This is a genomic window from Pseudooctadecabacter jejudonensis (genome assembly GCF_900172275.1).
Classification (GTDB): domain Bacteria; phylum Pseudomonadota; class Alphaproteobacteria; order Rhodobacterales; family Rhodobacteraceae; genus Octadecabacter; species Octadecabacter jejudonensis.
Window position 1 is genome coordinate 648314 of sequence record NZ_FWFT01000001.1, and the last position, 18959, is coordinate 667272.

21 protein-coding genes are annotated in these 18959 nt (G+C 60.3%); 10 read left to right on the top strand and 11 right to left on the bottom strand.

What is annotated here, in order from left to right; all coding sequences use genetic code 11:
- Positions 1–118 precede the first annotated feature (118 nt).
- The 5 genes from scpB to argS form a co-directional block, all read right to left on the bottom strand.
- Positions 119–793, bottom strand: coding sequence for an SMC-Scp complex subunit ScpB (scpB, locus tag PSJ8397_RS03085; protein ID WP_085863077.1), 675 nt, complete (start codon positions 791–793; stop codon positions 119–121).
- A complete protein-coding gene (locus PSJ8397_RS03090; protein WP_085863078.1) occupies positions 783–1571 on the bottom strand; it encodes a segregation and condensation protein A in 789 nt (262 codons plus the stop codon). Before PSJ8397_RS03090 ends, scpB begins: the two co-directional genes overlap by 11 nt.
- 37 nt (positions 1572–1608) lie before the next feature.
- Complete coding sequence (locus PSJ8397_RS03095; protein WP_085863079.1) at positions 1609–2598, bottom strand: glycoside hydrolase family 3 N-terminal domain-containing protein; 990 nt, start codon at positions 2596–2598, stop codon at positions 1609–1611.
- Entirely contained in the window at positions 2598–3614 is a 1017-nt protein-coding gene (locus tag PSJ8397_RS03100; RefSeq protein WP_085863080.1) for an SPOR domain-containing protein, read from the bottom strand. The genes PSJ8397_RS03095 and PSJ8397_RS03100 overlap by 1 nt, the downstream gene beginning before the upstream one ends.
- Positions 3615–3684: 70 nt before the next feature.
- Entirely contained in the window at positions 3685–5418 is a 1734-nt protein-coding gene (gene argS / locus PSJ8397_RS03105; protein WP_085863081.1) for an arginine--tRNA ligase, read from the bottom strand.
- 64 nt (positions 5419–5482) lie between these two features.
- Here argS and PSJ8397_RS03110 point away from each other — a divergent pair, with 64 nt between their 5' ends.
- The gene (locus tag PSJ8397_RS03110) at positions 5483–6586 is read left to right on the top strand and encodes a hypothetical protein (RefSeq protein WP_085863082.1); all 1104 of its coding nucleotides are present in this window, start codon (positions 5483–5485) and stop codon (positions 6584–6586) included.
- Positions 6587–6600: 14 nt separating this feature from the next.
- Here the strand turns inward: PSJ8397_RS03110 and PSJ8397_RS03115 are convergent, their stop codons facing one another.
- The gene (locus PSJ8397_RS03115; RefSeq protein WP_085863083.1) at positions 6601–7749 is read right to left on the bottom strand and encodes a deoxyguanosinetriphosphate triphosphohydrolase; all 1149 of its coding nucleotides are present in this window, start codon (positions 7747–7749) and stop codon (positions 6601–6603) included.
- A 136-nt stretch (positions 7750–7885) separates the two neighbouring features.
- On the opposite strand from PSJ8397_RS03115, the gene PSJ8397_RS03120 reads away from it, so the two are divergent.
- Both PSJ8397_RS03120 and xth read left to right on the top strand, forming a co-directional pair.
- Complete coding sequence (locus PSJ8397_RS03120) at positions 7886–8212, top strand: HesB/IscA family protein (protein WP_085863084.1); 327 nt, start codon at positions 7886–7888, stop codon at positions 8210–8212.
- Positions 8213–8316: 104 nt separating this feature from the next.
- The gene (gene xth / locus PSJ8397_RS03125) at positions 8317–9117 is read left to right on the top strand and encodes an exodeoxyribonuclease III (RefSeq protein WP_085863085.1); all 801 of its coding nucleotides are present in this window, start codon (positions 8317–8319) and stop codon (positions 9115–9117) included.
- 51 nt (positions 9118–9168) lie between these two features.
- On the opposite strand, the gene PSJ8397_RS03130 is transcribed toward xth, so the two are convergent.
- Both PSJ8397_RS03130 and dksA read right to left on the bottom strand, forming a co-directional pair.
- Positions 9169–10350, bottom strand: coding sequence for an FAD-dependent monooxygenase (locus tag PSJ8397_RS03130; RefSeq protein WP_235000552.1), 1182 nt, complete (start codon positions 10348–10350; stop codon positions 9169–9171).
- A gap of 89 nt (positions 10351–10439) precedes the next feature.
- Positions 10440–10862: an RNA polymerase-binding protein DksA gene (gene dksA / locus PSJ8397_RS03135; protein WP_085863086.1), complete on the bottom strand. Its 423-nt coding sequence runs from the start codon at positions 10860–10862 to the stop codon at positions 10440–10442.
- A 191-nt stretch (positions 10863–11053) separates the two neighbouring features.
- On the opposite strand from dksA, the gene PSJ8397_RS03140 reads away from it, so the two are divergent.
- From PSJ8397_RS03140 to PSJ8397_RS03165, 7 genes are all read left to right on the top strand, one after another.
- Positions 11054–11893 carry an AAA family ATPase gene (locus PSJ8397_RS03140; protein ID WP_085863087.1) on the top strand — a complete coding sequence of 280 codons (840 nt, stop codon included), beginning with the start codon at positions 11054–11056 and terminating at the stop codon, positions 11891–11893.
- Between the two features lie 23 nt (positions 11894–11916).
- Positions 11917–12090 (top strand): DUF4260 family protein, encoded by a 174-nt coding sequence (locus tag PSJ8397_RS17330; protein ID WP_268794660.1) that lies wholly within the window; start codon positions 11917–11919, stop codon positions 12088–12090.
- A gap of 26 nt (positions 12091–12116) precedes the next feature.
- Positions 12117–12263, top strand: coding sequence for a DUF4260 family protein (locus PSJ8397_RS17420; RefSeq protein ID WP_085863089.1), 147 nt, complete (start codon positions 12117–12119; stop codon positions 12261–12263).
- Positions 12264–12696: 433 nt separating this feature from the next.
- Positions 12697–14079, top strand: coding sequence for a DUF2927 domain-containing protein (locus tag PSJ8397_RS03155; protein WP_085863090.1), 1383 nt, complete (start codon positions 12697–12699; stop codon positions 14077–14079).
- 3 nt (positions 14080–14082) lie between these two features.
- Complete coding sequence (locus PSJ8397_RS17095; protein WP_200811277.1) at positions 14083–14253, top strand: hypothetical protein; 171 nt, start codon at positions 14083–14085, stop codon at positions 14251–14253.
- Between the two features lie 11 nt (positions 14254–14264).
- Positions 14265–15449: a vWA domain-containing protein gene (locus PSJ8397_RS03160; RefSeq protein WP_085863091.1), complete on the top strand. Its 1185-nt coding sequence runs from the start codon at positions 14265–14267 to the stop codon at positions 15447–15449.
- Positions 15450–15715: 266 nt separating this feature from the next.
- On the top strand, positions 15716–16402 hold the full coding sequence (locus PSJ8397_RS03165) for a M48 family metallopeptidase (RefSeq protein ID WP_085863092.1): 687 nt from the start codon (positions 15716–15718) through the stop codon (positions 16400–16402).
- 128 nt (positions 16403–16530) lie between these two features.
- Here the strand turns inward: PSJ8397_RS03165 and PSJ8397_RS03170 are convergent, their stop codons facing one another.
- The 3 genes from PSJ8397_RS03170 to PSJ8397_RS03180 are packed head-to-tail and all read right to left on the bottom strand — an operon-like array spanning position 16531 to position 18948.
- Positions 16531–17070, bottom strand: coding sequence for an RSP_2648 family PIN domain-containing protein (locus PSJ8397_RS03170; protein WP_085863093.1), 540 nt, complete (start codon positions 17068–17070; stop codon positions 16531–16533).
- A gap of 9 nt (positions 17071–17079) precedes the next feature.
- The gene (locus PSJ8397_RS03175) at positions 17080–18276 is read right to left on the bottom strand and encodes an RSP_2647 family RNA methyltransferase (RefSeq protein ID WP_085863094.1); all 1197 of its coding nucleotides are present in this window, start codon (positions 18274–18276) and stop codon (positions 17080–17082) included.
- 42 nt (positions 18277–18318) lie between these two features.
- Positions 18319–18948 carry a DUF6778 family protein gene (locus tag PSJ8397_RS03180; protein WP_235000553.1) on the bottom strand — a complete coding sequence of 210 codons (630 nt, stop codon included), beginning with the start codon at positions 18946–18948 and terminating at the stop codon, positions 18319–18321.
- Positions 18949–18959 lie beyond the last annotated feature (11 nt).

Genomic DNA, 18959 nt, shown 5'->3' on the forward strand with positions numbered 1-18959 from the left:
GCATAATCATTCTCAAAATTCTGTCCATCTGACGTCTCCGCTCTGCGACAATCGTTATTTAAGCATTCGTTCCTGTTTCGCCACCCTAGTGGGAAACTTTGGCAAAACTAAGGGAGCTTCAGGCCTCGTCAAACATCTCGGCCTGGTCGTCGTCGTCGTCCTCATCGTCATCGGGTTCACCGGTGGCGGGCGCGGGCCTGCTTTCCAGCAAACCAGCGGAGCGCAATTCTTTCAACCCGGGCAGATCACGCGCGGATTCCAGACCGAAATGATCCAAAAACGTCTGCGTCACGACAAACGTGACAGGCCGCCCGGGGGTCATGCGGCGCCGGCCAAACCGAATCCATTCCAACTCAATCAACTGATCGATCGTGCCGCGGCTCACACTCACGCCGCGGATCTCTTCGATTTCGGCGCGGGTGACAGGCTGGTGATACGATACGATCGCCAGAGTCTCGACCGCTGCACGGCTCAATTTTCGGGTCTCAACCGTCTCTTTTTGCATCAAAAATCCAAGATCCGGGGCCGTGCGAAAAGCATAAGCGTCGCCCACCTTCATCAAGGCCACGCCACGCCCTTCATAGCGTTTGCGCAGATGGACCAAAGCCTCAGCAGGGTCGCATCCGTGGGGCATCCGGCCCGACAATTCCTTGACGGTCACGGGCTCCGCCGTGGCGAACAAAATCGCCTCCACCATGCGTTCCTGTTCCCCCATCGGCGGGGCCTCGAACAGGCTTTCTTCCTGCTCGGGGCTTGGGTCGCGCGGGATGGGATCCGTCACATCATCCGTCATCGGATTTCCTTCTGATCTGAATGGGCGCGAACGTGTCGCTTTGGCGGATTTCGACACGGCCTTCCTTGGCCAATTCTAACGATGCAGCAAAGGTCGACGCCGTGGCAGACCGCCGCTTCGCGGGGTCCATTTCCCAGCCGTCGGGCAGATAAGACAGGATGTCGGTCCACTCGCCCGCAAAACCGATCAAACCGCGCATCCGGCCCAAGGCCTCTTCCATGGTAAAGACGCTCTCGCGGTCCATCACGAAGGGGCGGAATTCGTCTTTGGTGCGGATGCGGGCATAGCCCTGCATCAGGTCCAGCAACGTGGCGGTATATGTCACCCGACGGGTCCGCGTCACGTCTTCGGTGATGCCTCGTGCGAAAAAATCACGCCCCAATTGATCACGTGCCATCAATTTCGCCGCCGCATCGCGCATGGCGGCCAACCGTTCCAATTGAAACGCCAGATGCGCGGCAAGTTCTTCCCCCGATGGCCCCTCTTCGGTGGGGTCAGGGGGCAGCAACAAACGGGATTTCAGAAAGGCGAGCCATGCGGCCATCACCAGATAATCCGCCGCCAGTTCCAGCCGCAAATCCCGCGCCTTTTCAATAAAGCTGAGGTATTGTTCAGCCAGGGCCAGCACCGAAATCTGCCGCAAATCCACCTTTTGCGTCCGGCTGAGCGACAGCAGAAGATCCAAAGGCCCCTCAAACCCATCCACGTCCACAATCAGCGCCTCGGCGGCAAGCCGATCGCTGACGTCGATCACTGGATCGGTATTGGTGTCTGACATCCCTGCCCTCTCAAGCGCGCGCACGCGCCCCGCCGCCCTAATTCATCAGGTCGTCAAGTTCCTCTGCGAGGGCCGCAATGTCAACGCTGGTGGGCGTTTTGCGCGCACAGAGTGCCGCCTGACCACGGGCCTGCGCCGCTGGTGTCATCGGGCCTGCGGCCTCGGCCACGGCGCGCAATTCGTCCGCTTTGCCGTTGCAATGCAGCACCACATCACAGCCCGCCGCAATCGACGCCCGCGCGCGGGCCGCCACGTCGCCTGTCAGCGCCTCCATAGAGATATCGTCAGTCATCAAGAGCCCGCCAAACCCGATATCGTTGCGGATCAGGTCCATCATGGCACGGGACGTGGTGGAGGGCGATTGGTCGTCGATGTCCTCAAACACGATATGCGCAGTCATGCCCAGCGGCATATCCGCCAGCGCACGGAACGGGGCAAAATCCTGATCCTCAAGATAGGCGCGGCTGGCGGTGACACGGGGCAAATCCTTGTGACTGTCGACCGACGCCAGCCCGTGACCGGGAATGTGTTTGACCACTGGCAAAACCCCGCCGTGCAGATGTGCATCCGCCACCGCGCGGGCGGCATCCATGACCGTCGCCACATCATCGCCATAACAGCGGTTGCGCAAAAACGGATGGGTCACGCGGCCGGCGATATCGGCGCAGGGCGCGCAGTTGCCGTCGATCCCCACGGCCCGCAGCTCCTCCGCGATCAGCCGGTACCGCACCCACATGGACCGCACAGGGTCCGCCGCACGCGCCATCTGATCCATGGGCGGCAACCATTCGCGCCAATGGGGACTGCGCAGCCGCTGCACGCGCCCGCCCTCTTGATCGACAAAAATCGGCGCATCATGGCCTGCAGCGGCCCGCAGATCGGCGCACAGGCGCCTCACCTGATCGGGCGCGTCCACATTGCGGGCAAACAGAATGAAGCCAAAGGGCCGAACATCACGAAAAAATGCGGCCTCCCAGTCGGTTATCTCCAATCCTGCGGGCGCAAGGATCGTCGCGTTCAGCGTCATCAGCGGACGACAACGGGAATGCAGGGCGCCCCTTCGGCGGACATCGCCGCACAGAACCGGCGCGCATCGCTGAGGTCTGCAAAATTCATCGCGCGCAGCCGGAAGAACGTGCGCCCGCCGGATGTGGCCTGCTGAATGACTTGATCTTTGCCGTTGAAGAAATCCGGATAGGTGCCTGTCAGACGCAGCCATTCCGACGCTGCAATTTCAGGGCTGTCGAAGGCACCCAGCTGCACCAGTTTGGTCCCTACGGGCAGCGCCTCTGACGTGACCGAGGCATCGATTGGGGTGCTGGCGGCGGTGGTTGTCTGCGCGGGGGCTGCAGAGGCCGCGACCGGCACAACGGCACTGGCAGGGCGCACTGTGGGGCGCAACGAGCGCCGCACGCCGGGCACGGCATCAGGGATCACGTTGGGATCGACGGTGACGCCGTTGACAGCCACTTCAATCGGCGCAGTCTCGCCGTCTTGCAAATCTGTCAGTCGATCCGCGCCTGCAGCGATCTGATCGGCCAAGGCCAGAACATCCTCCGCCGTCAGCGGCCCATCTGTAGCAACAGGTGTGGTTGCCGCCATAGGCTCAGGCGCGGCCTCGACCTCATCCGTCAGAGTGGCCTGCACGGCGGCGGCAATCTCGGGCGCGGGGGTCACGACAGGCTCGGCGGCCTCAGCCGTGGGGGTCACCTCAAGGTCTTCGGCCTCAAGCCCGACCCCACTTGGGGCCAGCACCAACCGGTCCTGAGGTTCTGCCGCCCCCCCATCAGCGGGCACGGAATTGACCGACAGCCCGATGTTGGATGCAATCTCACCGCCCGGATTCTCCGGTGCCACCCGCATGTCACCTTCCATGGCGCGCACCACGGGGATGCCCGTCACATCGCGCATCAACAGCTTATAGCCCCAAACGCCGACCCCGCCGATCAGCGCCACGGACACCGCCGCTGCTGCAATATTCACGTATTTGCCTGCCGGAATCGCGGAGCCTGACCCCTGCGGGCCTGCGGTAAAATCTGCCATAACTGCCTCATATCGGGGAACGTGTGCGCCCCCCTGCTGCCTTGCCTACGTCAAACCGGCGGCGTGCGCTTTAGCGCATCTCTTCAGCCGGTGTGACGCCAAGAATACCCAATCCGTGTGCAATTACAACGGAAACGGCACGGATCAGGGCGATTTTCGCCTGTGACGCGGCCACGTCATCCTGAATAAACCGCAAGGACAGATCGTCATTGCCGCGGTTCCACAGCCCGTGAAGCTCAGAGGCGAGGTCATAAAGGTAGAGGGCCACGCGGTGCGGCTCATTCGTGCGCGCGGCAATTTCCACCACGCGGGGCCACTCGGCGGCTTTGGCGGCCAGCGCCAATTCGGCCTCATGGGCGGCCAGCGTCAGGTCGGCGGCGGCCAGATCAGACGTGTTGATGCCCGCATCGGCAGCCTTGCGCAGCACGGAGTGCACGCGCGCATGGGCGTATTGCACGTAGAACACAGGGTTGTCCTTGGACTGTTCCACCGCCTTGTCGAAATCAAAATCAAACGGCGTGTCGTTCTTGCGCGTCAGCATGATGAACCGCGCGACATCCTTGCCCACCTCGTCCACCAGATCGCTGACGGTGATGAAGGTGCCCGCCCGTTTGGACATCTTGAACTCTTGGCCGTTTTTGAACAGCCGCACGATCTGCGCCAGCTTGATATCCAGCGGCACCGCATCATCCGACAACGCCGCCACAGCCGCCTTCATCCGTTTGACGTAGCCCGTGTGATCGGCGCCAAACACATCAACAAGGGCGTCGAAGCCCCTGGAAACCTTATCATAATGATACGCAATGTCGGGGGCGAAATAGGTCCAGGCCCCATCGCCTTTCTGCACGGCGCGGTCTTCGTCGTCGCCAAAATCGGTGGATTTGAACAACCACTGCTCTCGGGCTTCCCAGTTGTCGGGCATCTTGCCCTTAGGCGGCTTCAGCGCCCCCCAATAGATCAGATCCTTCGCCTTGAGGCTCTCGATCGCCTCTTCGATCCGGCCGGTGCCGTACAAAGATTTCTCCGAGAAAAACACATCCATTTCGATGCCCAAAGACGCCAGATCCGCCCGAATGAGATCCATCATCGCCTCAGTCGCAAACTCCCGCACGGGGGCGAGCCATACGTCTTCGCTGTTTCCCAAATATGCATCACCGACCTTCGCCTTCAGCGCTTCGCCCGCGTCAATCAGGTAATCGCCCGGATAGGTGCCATCCTCAAACGTCACCTCTTGGCCGTGAGCCTCCAAGTAGCGCAGGTAAACTGACCGCGCGAGGACATCGACCTGCCCGCCGCCGTCATTAATATAGTATTCCCGCGTGACGTCGAAACCCGCGTAATCCAGCAAGGACGCCAGCGCGTCGCCAAAAATGGCGCCCCGCGTGTGGCCCACATGCAACGGCCCCGTGGGGTTGGCCGAGACATATTCGACGTTGATCCGCTTGCCTTGCCCCATGGTAGAGCGGCCAAAATCAGCGTTCGTCAGCACCGCCCGCACCACGTCTGCCCAGACGCTCGGCGCCAGCCGCAGGTTCAAAAACCCCGGTCCCGCCACATCGGCGCTGACAATCCGGTCGTCGCCCGCCAGTTTGGCAGCAAGCGCTTCGGCAATATCGCGCGGTTTGGATTTCGCGGGTTTGGCCAACACCATCGCCGCATTCGTCGCCATGTCGCCGTGCGCTGCATCGCGCGGCGGCTCAACCGTGACGTTGTCGAACGACAGCCCCTCCGGCAACGCGCCCTCGCGCACCATCGCCTCAAGACACTCAACAACATGGGCGCGGATATCGGCAAACAGGTTCATGGCACTTCCTTTCGATCAAAGGTCCGTTTAGCACTGTCACACCAGACGTCAACGAGCCTCTCTTATGACCCGCACCCTGTTCTTTCTGACGGCCCTTTCGGCGATGCTTTTTGCACTGACCGCTGTCCTCATCCGGATTGAGCTTTTTGCACCCGGTGTCTCGCCCCTGTTTCAAGCCGCTGATGCGATACCGGACAGCGCGAAATTCAACCGTGTGACGCAGTTTCATGCGCTGATGGGCTATCTGACCACGCTTTTGCTTGGCACCACTTTGGCTGCAGCGGGCCGCGAAAAGGGGGGGCTGTTTGCTGTGCCTGTGATGGGTCTTGGGATGATGTTGAGTGCGCTGGCCTTCGTCGCGACGGTTCTCATCACCTGGCCCGTGCCGGACGGAGGCGGCGGTCTGGCGGGATGGTCTCTCTATCCCTCAGATGCGCAACGCCCCACGTCACTTTTTGAGGCTGTCACACTGATGGTCAACATTGATCCGTTCTTCACAGATGTGCCGATGGTGGCTTTGATCCAGACGCTGACCCTGCCAGCCTCGGGCCTTCTGACCCTGAGCTTCTACGTCCTGCTGTCGACCCAACCCAAGCTGCGTTGGGTCGCCGTGCCCGGGGTGGTCCTGACCCTTGTGATGGTCTTTGTGTCTACCACTTGGGTCCTTTATGCCGATCCGGTGAACACCAATGCCTTGCTTTTGTTGCCGCTGTTCCCGTTTCTGGCCGCCGCCTGCGTGCGTATGACAGACGACCCGCCCGCGTGGCTGGTGACGCTGACACTGGGCGTTTTGTGCGTGATCGTGCTTGGGGTGGGCTTGTTTGCCTGGGCGGACACATTGCCGGTTGAGGGCACACAGGTCGGCGTTGCGGCACTTTATCTTTATCCTCTCGGGCTGGGATGGTTTGCCCTGCCTGCGTTGATCCAGGTCCGCTGGGGCACGCGATTGCCTGCGCCTCTGATCTGGACGCTGCCTGCGGCCATCTTGACCTTGCTGCTTTTGTGGACAGCGCCGCTGTTCCGCACGGGCCTGAACGGGCAGCCGCGGGGCTACATCGACTATCCGGACGGGTTGGCAGCCGACAATATGGGCGCAACGCTGGCCACTGGTGTGTTCGTTGTGGGGTATCTGGCGATCATCACACTGGTCCGCCGATCGCGGACCTAGCCTGAGATACGCCCCTACCCCATAAGTCGTGCATGCGTGTCCAACGCAAAACGGTCGGTCATCCCCGAAATGTAATCTGACACAATCCGCGCCAGCCCGACCTCATCCGCGGCGGCCGCCACGTCGTCGCGCCAGGCCTGCGGCAAGTGTTCCGGTTGGGCCATGAACAACGGAAACAAATCCTCGACCACTTGGGTCACCTCTGCCCGCATCTTCACCACTGACGGCGCGCGGTACATCTGGGTGAACAAAAACCGCCGCACGACCTTTAGATCCGCCCATAAGGCGGGTGAAAACTGCACCATCATGCGTCCGGCCCCGCGCACATCCGAACACGTCTGCGCGTCTATTTCGCGTAGGTTCGCCCGGCTCACCGCGATGACATCCTCAACCAACACTCCGAAAAAGCGCCGCAACGCCTCATGTCTGCGGCGGTCCTCATCCAAGTTGGGATAGGTCGCATCCACTTCGGCAAAACAAGGGCCAACAATCGGCAGGCCCATCAGGTCCTGAGTTGTAAACAGGCCCGCCCGCAATCCATCGTGTATGTCATGATGGTTGTAGGCAATATCATCAGACAGCGCCGCCACTTGCGCCTCAGCCGAAGCATGGGTGTGCAATTCCAGATCGTGCCGCGCGTTATAATCCTCCAACGCATAAGGCACCGGTTCGCCACCGTCCGTCACCACAGGACCGTTGTGCTTGGCGATCCCCTCCAAGGTTTCCCACGTCAGGTTCAGCCCATCCCACTGGGCATAATGCCTTTCAAGAGAGGTCACGATGCGGATCGCCTGCGCATTGTGATCGAACCCGCCATAGGGTGCCATCAGCGCGGCCAGCGCGTCCTCTCCGGTATGGCCGAAGGGCGTGTGACCCAGATCATGGGCCAGCGCCACAGCCTCCGTCAGCTCACCATTCAATCCCAAAGCGCCCGCAATGGTTCGCGCCACCTGCGCCACCTCAATGGAATGGGTCAGCCGCGTGCGGAAATAGTCGCCTTCATGTTCCACAAACACTTGGGTCTTGTGTTTCAGCCGCCGAAACGCGCTGGAATGAATGATCCTGTCCCGATCCCGCTGAAATGGGGACCGAAATTCGCTCTCGTCCTCCGAATACAGGCGCCCACGGGCCGCCATCGGGTTGCACGCATAAGGTGCCGCCATCGCCTTTTGTCCCTTATTATCTGGCAACAAAACCGGCCATCCCTGTCCTTATGGCCCCGTCTTGTCGCCTCTGCCTCAGCCTCCTATATTGTGTCATGGCCCCAGCGGCCAGTCTGACCATGAAAAGGTGGCCAAAATGTTGACCCTGCCCCCCAAAGTGACCCCTCGCGCCTTCGAACGCCTGTCCGAGATCGGTGCCAATGCCTCGGGCAAGGCCCTTCGCATTGCTGTCGAAGGGGGCGGCTGTTCCGGCTTCCAGTACGAAATTGATCTGGATGAGGCCAAGGAGGATGATCTTGTCCTCGAAGGTTCCGGCGAACGGGTGGTCATCGACAGCATCTCGCTGCCGTTTCTGGCCGACGCGACCATCGATTTCACGGAAGAGCTGATCGGCGCGCGCTTCGTGATCGAAAACCCCAACGCCTCCAGCTCCTGCGGATGTGGCGTCAGCTTTTCGATGTAGTACATGTGCATTCGCTGAACACGCGCGGTCTGCACAGCATGTGTGCGGGTTGTGCCCCCCGCATTTGACGGGCAAAACAAGGCCGAACAGCCGAGGGCTCAGACATGAAAATTGCAACGTTCAACATCAACGGTATCAAGGCCCGCATCGGTGCGCTAACGGACTGGTTGGAGGCCTCAAAACCAGACGTTGCCATTTTGCAGGAAATCAAATCCGTCGACGAAGGGTTCCCCCGTCAACACTTTGAAGACATGGGATTTATTGTCGAAACCCATGGACAAAAGGGGTTCAACGGCGTGGCCATTCTGTCCAAACTGCCGCTTGAAGATGTCACACGTGGCCTGCCGGGCGGGACTGGCACCGGCCGCGACGGTGAAGACGATATTGAGGCGCGCTATATCGAAGCTACAGTGATGGGTGAAAAACCTATTAAAATCTGTGGCTTATATCTGCCCAATGGCAACCCTGCCCCAGGGCCAAAGTACGATTACAAACTGCGCTGGATGGATCGGCTGCGCCAACGGGCGGAGGCCCTATTGACCACAGAAGAGCCGTTTTTGATGGCGGGCGATTACAACATCATCCCCCAACCTGAGGACGCCAAACGCCCCGAGGCCTGGACCGACGATGCCCTGTTTCGTCCCGACAGTCGCGCGGCGTTTCGGCGGCTGCTGAACCTTGGCCTGACAGAAGCCTTCCGTGCCCGCCATCAAGGCGCAGGCCACTATTCATTCTGGGACTATCAAGCCGGTGCATGGGACCGTAATGACGGCATTCGGATTGACCATTTTTTGCTGTCTTCTCAATGCGCTGACCTCATGCGCGACTGCTGGATCGAGGCCGACGTCAGAGGCCGGGAAAAGCCATCCGACCACGTCCCCGTCTGGGTCGATCTCGACGCATAGCACCGGCCAATCTGGGACGGAGGGCGGGGCGCATTTGGGCGCATATGCGCCTCAAACAGCGTCGTTCTGCGTCACGTCATAGCCATAGAGCCAGTCCAGGCGGTTCAGAAACGCCTGGGGTGCAACAGCCCCCAACGTCTTCAACCCCAGATGCGCAACCCGCCGCTGGATGCCAGACAAATGGTAATTGCGCGCATTGGCGTTGGCCGCCGCAATCGCCCGTGTCACGCGCGGTTTCCGCAAAGCCTCATAACGCGCCAAGCCCGCCTGCACATCCGTGCTGACATCACAACACCGCGCCATTACAAAAGCGTCCTCAATCGCCAGATTCGCCCCCTGCGCCAGAAACGGCAACGTTGGATGCGCCGCGTCGCCCAGGATGGCCACGCTTTTGGTGTGCCACACATCTGCCACAGGATGCCGGAACAGCCCCCAGATCAAGGGCGCCTCAACCTTTGACAACACGTCCTGCAAGCCAGACGCGCAATCGGCGAAGGCTGCTTGCAAATGGGCAGGATCATCAGCGTGGTGCCACCCCTCTGCCGCCCAAGTCTTTCGTTCCTGCACGGCCACGATGTTCAGCAGACCCTCCATCAGCGGATACATCACGACATGGCGCCTTGGTGCCATCCAAACCTGCGCGCCCACCATCGGCTTGCGCAGTGGCACAACCGCGCGCCACGCCACCTGTCCTGTAAATGTGGGCTCGGCCGCACCATTCGTCAGCACGCGAGAAATGGAATGAATACCGTCCGCCCCCACGATCAGATCCGCCTTGATCGGCCCCTCAGACGTCGACGCACCACCGTCCGGCCCGAAACTGACCGCGCGGACACCCAGATAGATCTTTGCCCCAGCATCCTGTGCCGCCCGCGCCAAAAGGCCAATCAGGCTGGCGCGGTGAAAAAACCGATAGGGCGGCATCTGATCTTGCAGGTTGAACAGCGTCACTTTGCGCCCCGTCAGCGCATCCACCGGCATCACGTGGGCGGCCTTCAGGCTCGCCGCCTCCATTGCAGGGCCACAGCCCAGCGCGATCAGGGTCCGCGCGCCGTTGGGGGAAATTTGGATGCCCGCGCCAACCTCTTTGATCTCGGCGGCCTGTTCAAACACCTCGACCACAGCACCCGCCCTGGCAAAGGCAAGGGCCGCCGTCAGCCCGCCGATCCCTGCCCCGATAACAGCCACACGTTTGCCGCGCATCTGCCTGCCCGTGAACTCAAACTCTGTCATGTGGTGTTGCATCCTGCCCCTCAAACAAAAACGGCGACCCGCTTTGGATCGCCGCCCGTTGTCTCTTGTCCGTCCTCACCCCTACAGGATCAATCGTCGCGGTGGACTTTTTCACGGCGCTCATGGCGCTCCTGCGCCTCAAGGCTCATCGTGGCGATAGGGCGTGCATCCAGACGTTTGAGGGAAATCGGCTCCCCCGTGACATCACAATAGCCGTATTCACCCTCATCGATCCGGCGCAGGGCGGCGTCGATTTTGGCAACCAGTTTGCGTTCGCGGTCACGGGTGCGCAATTCCAACGCACGATCGGTTTCCTCTGACGCGCGATCTGCGATATCGGGGATGTTGCGGGTCGCGCCCTTCATAGCCTCAATCGTGTCGCGGCTGTCTTCAAGGATGTCAGAGCGCCAGGCGAGCAATTTGCGCCGGAAATATTCCAGCTGATTGTCATTCATAAACGGTTCGTCTTCGGCCGGTCTGTAGTCATCCGGCAGGAATGTCTCGGCTTTCATGGTCGCTCCCTCGACAATGGGTGGCTGGGCGTGTCGGCTGTCGCGACGGCGCCTCCCCAGTTCGCTGCGTGTGCATTACTATCATCATCCGCCCGTGTCACCCCCCCATTGAGGTCAATTTTTCATGGCTTGATGGTCATGTTTGAGGTGATACGGTCCGTCCGATACCGCAGACCAAAGGGGACGATCACATGCGCTTTACCGGAACAGACGATTATGTCGCAACAGACGACCTGACCGTTGCAGTGAACGCCGCCGTAACCCTTGAACGTCCGCTGCTGGTCAAGGGGGAGCCCGGCACCGGCAAAACCGAATTGGCCCGACAGGTCAGCGCCGCGCTGGGTCTGCCGATGTATGAATGGAACATCAAATCGACCACCAAGGCCCAGCAGGGCCTCTATGAATATGACGCCGTCAGCCGTCTGCGCGACAGCCAGCTGGGCGACGAAAAGGTGCATGACGTCGGCAATTACATCAAGAAAGGCAAGCTGTGGCAGGCGTTTGAGGCCGAGGGCCGCGTGGTGCTGTTGATCGACGAGATTGACAAGGCGGACATCGAATTTCCCAACGATCTTTTGCAAGAACTCGACCGGATGGAATTTCACGTCTATGAGACCGGCGAGACGATCAAGGCCCGCCAGCGCCCTATCGTGATCATCACGTCCAACAACGAAAAGGAACTGCCCGACGCCTTTCTACGGCGGTGCTTTTTCCACTACATCCGGTTTCCTGACATGGACACGATGCGCAAGATTGTTGAGGTTCACCACCCGCGAATCAAGGACAACCTTCTGGCCACCGCGCTGACCCAATTCTATGAGGTCCGTGAACAGCAAGGCCTGAAGAAAAAGCCATCCACCTCCGAGGTTCTGGATTGGCTAAAGCTGCTTTTGGCGGAAGATCTGGACGCAGAGGATCTCAAACGCGACGGCGCATCCGCCCTGCCAAAGTTGCATGGCGCATTGCTGAAGAACGAACAGGATGTGCATCTGTTTGAACGGCTGGCGTTCATGGCGCGCAGCGGTCGCTGATACAGATCCACGCCCAAGACATCCTGTGGCAACGGTCTGAGGGGGCGATCCTCTTGGCGATGGCTTTGGCCGCCCTCTTCACCTTTGGCACCCCCAGCCCATGGTGGGTGTTGGTCTTGCTGTTCTTTGCCCCTGATCTGAGCTTTATTGCCTATGGGATCGGCCTACGCGTAGGCGCATGGGCCTATAATATATAGTGCACGTCTAGGGGTTCGGCGTAGCTATGGCGGCCTTGGGCATGGCCATGCAATCCGAACGTGCGGTGTCATGCGGCCTTTTGTGGTTTGGATACTCAGGTTTTAATTGGATGTTGGGCTATGGCTTAAAACGTCCCAAAGGGTTCGAATCCACCCATTTGGGCGACCTTTAAGCCGCACCCAGGAGAACAATCGCAAATGTTGTGGTCCGCTGCCCTTGTTCCACAAGCCGGCTGAGTCTTTTGAATCACACCCCTTTTCCAAATGCGACGTTCCCTCAATTTGTGCGTGATTGCGCAGGGTTCGTATCGCTTAATCCTCCTTGTCCAAAGGAAGGGCCGCGGAATTGCCCAATTCTGCCCCCACTTGGGCCTCAGTCGACTGGCAGGTTTCCGACTGAGACATAAGGAGAGCAGAGTTGACCAAGGCAAAAATGCCGGTCGCCATGCACCACAAGGCCCGTGCAACACCAGCGCGGGTGGGACAGGTGTGGACCGAAGAACTGACCTTTCACAAGGCCAGCGCGGACTGCGTTGACCCGTCTGGTATGGACCCCTACGCGCCCTCAGGTCGCCGTCCTGCGCATTCATGCGGAGGACACGTCACATGAGCCGTACGTTCCGCCGCCTTCTTGCCCTGTCGATCATGTTCATGACCGCCTGTACGCCTGTGCCGCAGGCGAATATGGCCCCGACATTGCCCACACGGACGATGGGGTTGCAGGACGCCCTGCCCCCGATGAACCGCTTTGCGGGCAGCCATGTGGCAACGCCCACGCGGTCCAATCGCGAAATCGGCAAAGACTTTATGGATCTCGCGTTTCGGATGGAAAGCGGCCGCGTTGTCTCGCGTCTTACCCGGTTCGAGGCCCCCATTTCCGTCCGCGTCACAGGTGATATCCCCGCCAGCCTGACACCTGACCTGCGGGCCCTTTTGGCGCGTTTGCGCAGTGAGGCGGGCATCGACATTTTTATGACCGGTTCTGAAACCGCTTCGATCACGGTTGAGGCGATCCCGCGCAGCGTGTTGAACGCCGCGGTGCCCCGTGCGGCGTGTTTTGTGGTGCCGCGCGTGTCGTCATGGGACGAATTCAAGACCGCACGGCGCACGCCCACCGTCGACTGGACAACCCTGGAACGCCGCGACCGCGCCGCTGTCTTTGTGCCCTCTGACGTGGCCCCACAAGAAATCCGCGATTGCCTGCATGAAGAACTGGCGCAGGCCCTTGGCCCCCTGAATGACCTGTACCGTTTGTCAGATTCTGTGTTCAACGATGACAACATCCATGCGGTGCTGACCTCATTCGATATGCTGATTTTGCGGGCCTATTATGATCCAGCCTTGCAAAACGGCATGACCCGCGGCCAGGTCGCAGCCCGTCTTGGCCCGGTTCTGGCCCGCCACAACCCCGCAGGCGAAGGCCGCGCGGCCCGCCCGCAAAACGACACCACCCGTGACTGGATCGACAATATCGAAATCGCACTGACCGCCGGGTCTTCGGCAACACGGCGCCGCAATGCCGCCCTGCAAGCGGTCAGCATGGCCGGTGCGCTGAATTGGGCCGGACCGCGCGACGGCTTTGCCCACTATGCCTTTGGCCGTCTGAATGTTGGCCATGACAGCGACATCGCGCTGGCCTCGTTCAATCAGGCGCTCACCATTTACAATCGGTCCCCCGAAACACGTCTGCATGCGGCCCATGTGGCCGTGCAACTGGCGGCCTTTGCCCTGTCCTCGGGGGACGGCGCACGGGTGCTTGATCTGGTGAATGGCGCCATGCCCGTCGCCGCAGCCCACGAAAACGCGGCCCTCTTGGCGACGCTGATGATGTTCAAGGCCGAGGCCTTGGAAATGACCGGACAAACGGCCGCAGCCACAGCCGTACGGATGGACTCTTTGGGATGGGCGCGCTACGGCTTCGGCGCAGACAGAAACGTACGGGCTCGCCTGCGGGAAATCGCATCGCTCAACCCACTCAAAGGGACCTGACCCATGATCTACCCCCTCGGCGGCCTTGTGATCGGAGCACTGCTGGGGGCGTTCCGCGCCAAGCAGCGCGGGGGCAAAGCGGCTGATATGGCCCAGTGGGCCGCGGTCTTTGCGATGATTTTTGGCGTGATCGGCATGTTCATCGCCGTCATCATCACCCGACAGTACGTCTAGGGCGCGGGGCGGTGTTTCTGCCCTTTTTCGACCAACTGCGGCGCGGCGGTGTGCCGGTGTCATTGCGCGAGTACCTGTCATTTCTGGACGCAATGCAGGCCGGATTGGCCACCTATGACATAGATGCCTTCTACTTTCTGGCCCGCACCTGCATGGTCAAAGATGAACGCAACCTTGATAAATTCGACCGCGCCTTTGCCGCCACATTTGAAGGGCTGGAGGCGATCAGCCCTGAGGATGTGCTCAACGCTGTCGACATTCCGCAAGACTGGCTTGAGAAAATGGCCGAAAAGCATCTGACGCCCGAAGAAAAGGCGGAAATCGACGCCTTGGGCGGCTTCGATGCGCTGATGAAGACACTGAAGGAGCGGCTGAAAGATCAAAAAGGCCGCCATCAGGGGGGCAACAAATGGATCGGCACCGCCGGCACCTCCCCCTTTGGCGCCTATGGATATAACCCTGAAGGCGTGCGCATCGGTCAAGACGAAAGCCGGCATCAGCGCGCTGTCAAAGTCTGGGACAAACGCGAATTTCGAAACCTGGATGACACGGTTGAGATCGGAACCCGCAACATCAAAGTGGCCCTGAAACGTTTGCGCCGCTGGGCCCGCGATGGGGCCACCGATGAACTGGACCTAGACGGCACAATCCGCGCCACCGCTGAGAATGGCTATCTGGATGTGCAGACACGGCCCGAACGGCGCAACGCGGTCAAAGTTTTGTTGTTTCTCGATGTGGGCGGCTCCATGGATCCGCACATCAAGCTGGTGGAGGAGCTGTTTTCAGCCGCCAAATCCGAATTCAAACACCTTGAGCATTACTACTTTCACAATTGCCTTTATGAAGGGGTCTGGCGCGACAACCGCCGCCGATGGAACGCCCAAGTCCCAACGTGGGAGGTGCTGCGCACCTATGGTCCGGACTACAAATGTATTTTCGTGGGCGACGCCTCTATGTCGCCCTATGAGGTCGCATACCCGGGCGGCGCAAACGAACACTGGAACGCCGAAAGTGGGGACGTCTGGCTGCGCCGCGCCCGCGATCAATGGCCCTCACACCTTTGGATCAATCCTCTCGACGAAAGATACTGGCGCTACACGCAATCCGTGCAGATGATCCAATCCATCTTCGGAGAAGACCGCATGGTGCCCATGACCCTCAGCGGGATTGAGCGTGGGATGAAAGTGCTGACCTAATTCTACCGCCCGACGTTTCCGCCTCGCGATCAAGCAGGCCTTCGTCGGCCCCGCTGAAGGCGCAGCAACGCACGTTCAAATCCTCGATTGTCTGGCAAATCCCGATACACCACCCGCCATGGTGCTTCAGCATCCAAGATATCGCGTCTCCAAGCCAGCATGTTCCTTCCTTTCGTGCTCTTTAACGGGTTTTATTGCAATAGAGTTAAGGAACCCTTATGCCGCACCCGCTTGCCTGATTGGCCTCAAGCCCCCATATCTGACCCATGTTAAAGTTCGCCCCCATCCTGCTTGCCATCGGATATGGCATCATCATGTACCGGCTGTCGGCCTGGCGTCTTGCCCGCGAACTTGACGAGAAATCCACCGAATTGGCCGATCCAAAACTCAAAGCCCTGACCGACGACATGGCCCGCGTCGTCGATATCCCGCGCATCAAGGTCCACATTTATGAAATTGAACCCGTCAACGGCCTCGCCGCACCAGATGGGCGCATCTTCATCACCCGCGGGTTCTTTCAAAAATACCGTCAAGGCGAGGTCACGGCCGAAGAAATGGCCAGCGTGATCGCTCATGAATTGGGTCACGTCGCCTTGGGCCACTCCCGCCGCCGGATGATCGATTTTTCGGGTCAGAATGCGCTGCGCACGGCCCTTGCTATGGTGTTGTCGCGGTTCATTCCCGGTCTTGGACCCTTGATTGCCAATGCGGCCATGTCCTTGCTCATGGCCCGCCTGTCGCGCTCCGACGAATATGAGGCGGATGCCTACGCCTCCGCTTTGATGATTAAGGCTGGCTTGGGCACCGATCCACAAAAATCCCTGTTCAAAAAGCTCGAAACGCTCACGGGGGCACGGGGTGCAGCCCAACCCGCCTGGCTCCTCAGCCACCCCAAAACACCCGAACGGATTGCGGCCATCGAAAAGAACGAAGCGAAATGGTCCGTGAACTAGGTGCGCGCCCTGTTTCTTTGGGTCAAAAATACCTAAATCCAACGCCTACCCACATATCTCCGCCCAAATGATGCCACCCGCGCGCCCATCGGGCGCGCGCGGATCGGATTTGCAACGCAAATTCGAATTCAGCCAAACCTCTTACCAAGGCGAGGCAGCCGCGCTTTGCGCATCAACGCGCGCATCGTCCATGCCTCGCCCGACAGACGCCGCGCTTCCGCCAGAACGGAATGCGCCACCCCCTCAATAGGTTCAGGCGCCCATGCCGCGACCCCGATCAGAAACCCGTCAGGCTCCACACGGTCCAGTCCCTCTTCGGCCAATATATTCTTGGGAAAATCCTTGGTGTTCACGGTCATGATTGCGTCGCACGACGCCCCGATCGCCGCCGCCAACACGTGGATGTCGTTCTCATCCGGCAACCACAAGCGCGCCTCAGCCCCCAACGGCACCTCGACCAGAGCCTTTGGGAACCGTGCCGACAGGGCCGCAATCTCTCCGCGCGCAATGGTTTCACCTTCAGGGCCGATCTTACGGGCGGCGCGGGCCCATTCTTCCAAAACACGTGGGCTCCACCGTGGCTCAAAAAGGCCCTGCTCCGCCACGCCTAGAACAACCTCGCGCATCACGGTTGGGTATAGAACGCAGGCGTCAATCAGAACACGCATACCGCGCCCCTACACCCGAAACGCCAGCGCCTTGAGGTAGCCGCTTTCGGCCAGTTGCGGCATCAGCGGATGATCTGGCCCCGCAAACCCCGTGTAGACCAGCTGACCCCGCTTGCCGCCTTTGCCAATCCCGCGCGCACAGGCATCGCGGAACCGTTTCAAGTCAGCCGCGTGCGAACAGGAACACAGCACCAAATAGCCGCCCTCCTTGACCAGTGGCGTTGCCAGTCGCGCCACCCGCTCGTAGGCACGCATGCCCTTTTCAAGGGCCGCTTTTGAGGGCGCGAAGGCGGGCGGATCGCACACGACCACGTCAAACCGCTCTTTCGCCTTGCCCAACGCCTCCAGCGCATCAAAGGCGTCTGATGTGCGGGTCTCAAATCGGTCGGCCACGCCCGTGGCCACAGCCCCCCGCTGGGCAAGGTCCAACGCGGCCGCAGACCCGTCCACAGCCAGCGCAGCCTCAGCGCCAGCAGCCAAAGCGGCCAAAGAAAACCCGCCCACGTGGCTGAACACATCCAAAACGCGCCCGCCTTTCGACAGCTGGGCGGCAAACGCGTGGTTGGGGCGCTGATCAAAGAACAGCCCCGTTTTTTGCCCGCCCATGACATCGGCCATATAGGTGGCGCCGTTCATGGGCACCGCAATGGGGCCGTCGGGGGCTTGGCCTTGGGCCACCGTCAACTCTTCTTCCAACCCTTCAAGGCTGCGCGCCCGACCAGTGCCGTTCTTGATGATGGTTGTGCATCCCGTGACATCGGCCAAAGCCGCCGCCAAGGTGTCAAACTGACGTTCCGCCCAAGCCGCATTGGGTTGGACCACAGCCACATCGCCAAACCGGTCAATCACCACACCGGGCAGCCCGTCAGCCTCTGCGTGGATCAACCGGTAGAACGGCGCATCATACAGCCGGGCGCGATGATCCAAGGCCCGCTGAAACCGGGTGGCAAACCACGCGGCATCAACCTGCGCCTCCGGGTCTTTGTCCAGCAGACGCACGGCAATTTTTGACGTGGGATTGATGGTGCCAAGGCCCAGCGGTCTACGCTCTGCGTCTTCCAGCACGACCAGCCCACCGTGGCTCAGGCCTTTGGTGCGCCGGTCCATGACCAATTCATTGGCAAAGACCCACGGAAACCCGTGACGGATGACTTGCGGTTTTGCGTTGGGACGCAGGCGGACAATTGGCAAAGGGAGCTGTTTCATAACAGCCCCCTTACCGTGTTCATCTCACTTAGGAAAGCGACCTTAGGACGCCGGACCACCCACAGGCGCGCCGTTTGTCATCCCCGTCAGTTCAGCCGCGAATAGGCTGGCCAGGTGGGCTGTGATGCGCACCTTTTGGGTCTGACCTGCATTGTCTGCGGCCAAGGCAGCGTAACCACCCAGCGCAGCGAAATCACCGTCAATACGGCGCGTGGGTTCGATCACGTTGCCTGTCAGCGCATCCCGCACCGTCAGGTCAAACTTGATGGAATGCACGCCGCCCACGGAATACCGTGTGCGTTCGGTCAGCGAATGAAAGCGGACCAGGTCCACATCGACCGTAACAGGGCGCGCGCCGGTCATGGACCCACCGGCTTGGCGGATGGCTGTCTGGAAGATCGCAGAGATCTGTTCAGCACGGTTGCCCAATGGGTCACCCCGCCACACGATGTCGGCAATCGGGTAATAGGAATTCGCCTCAGACACAGTCATGTCTTCAGGCACAGCAAAACGGATCGAGTGCAACGCGTAATCGCGCAGCACCTGCGGGGCTTGTTCGGCGCCAAGACGCGGCGTTTCAAGCGGAGCATTCCGCGAAACAACATCAACGCCAGAACATGCGGACATAACAGCGCATACGGTACCAAGTGCAACAAGTTTCAGAATATTCATGTCTTCCCTCC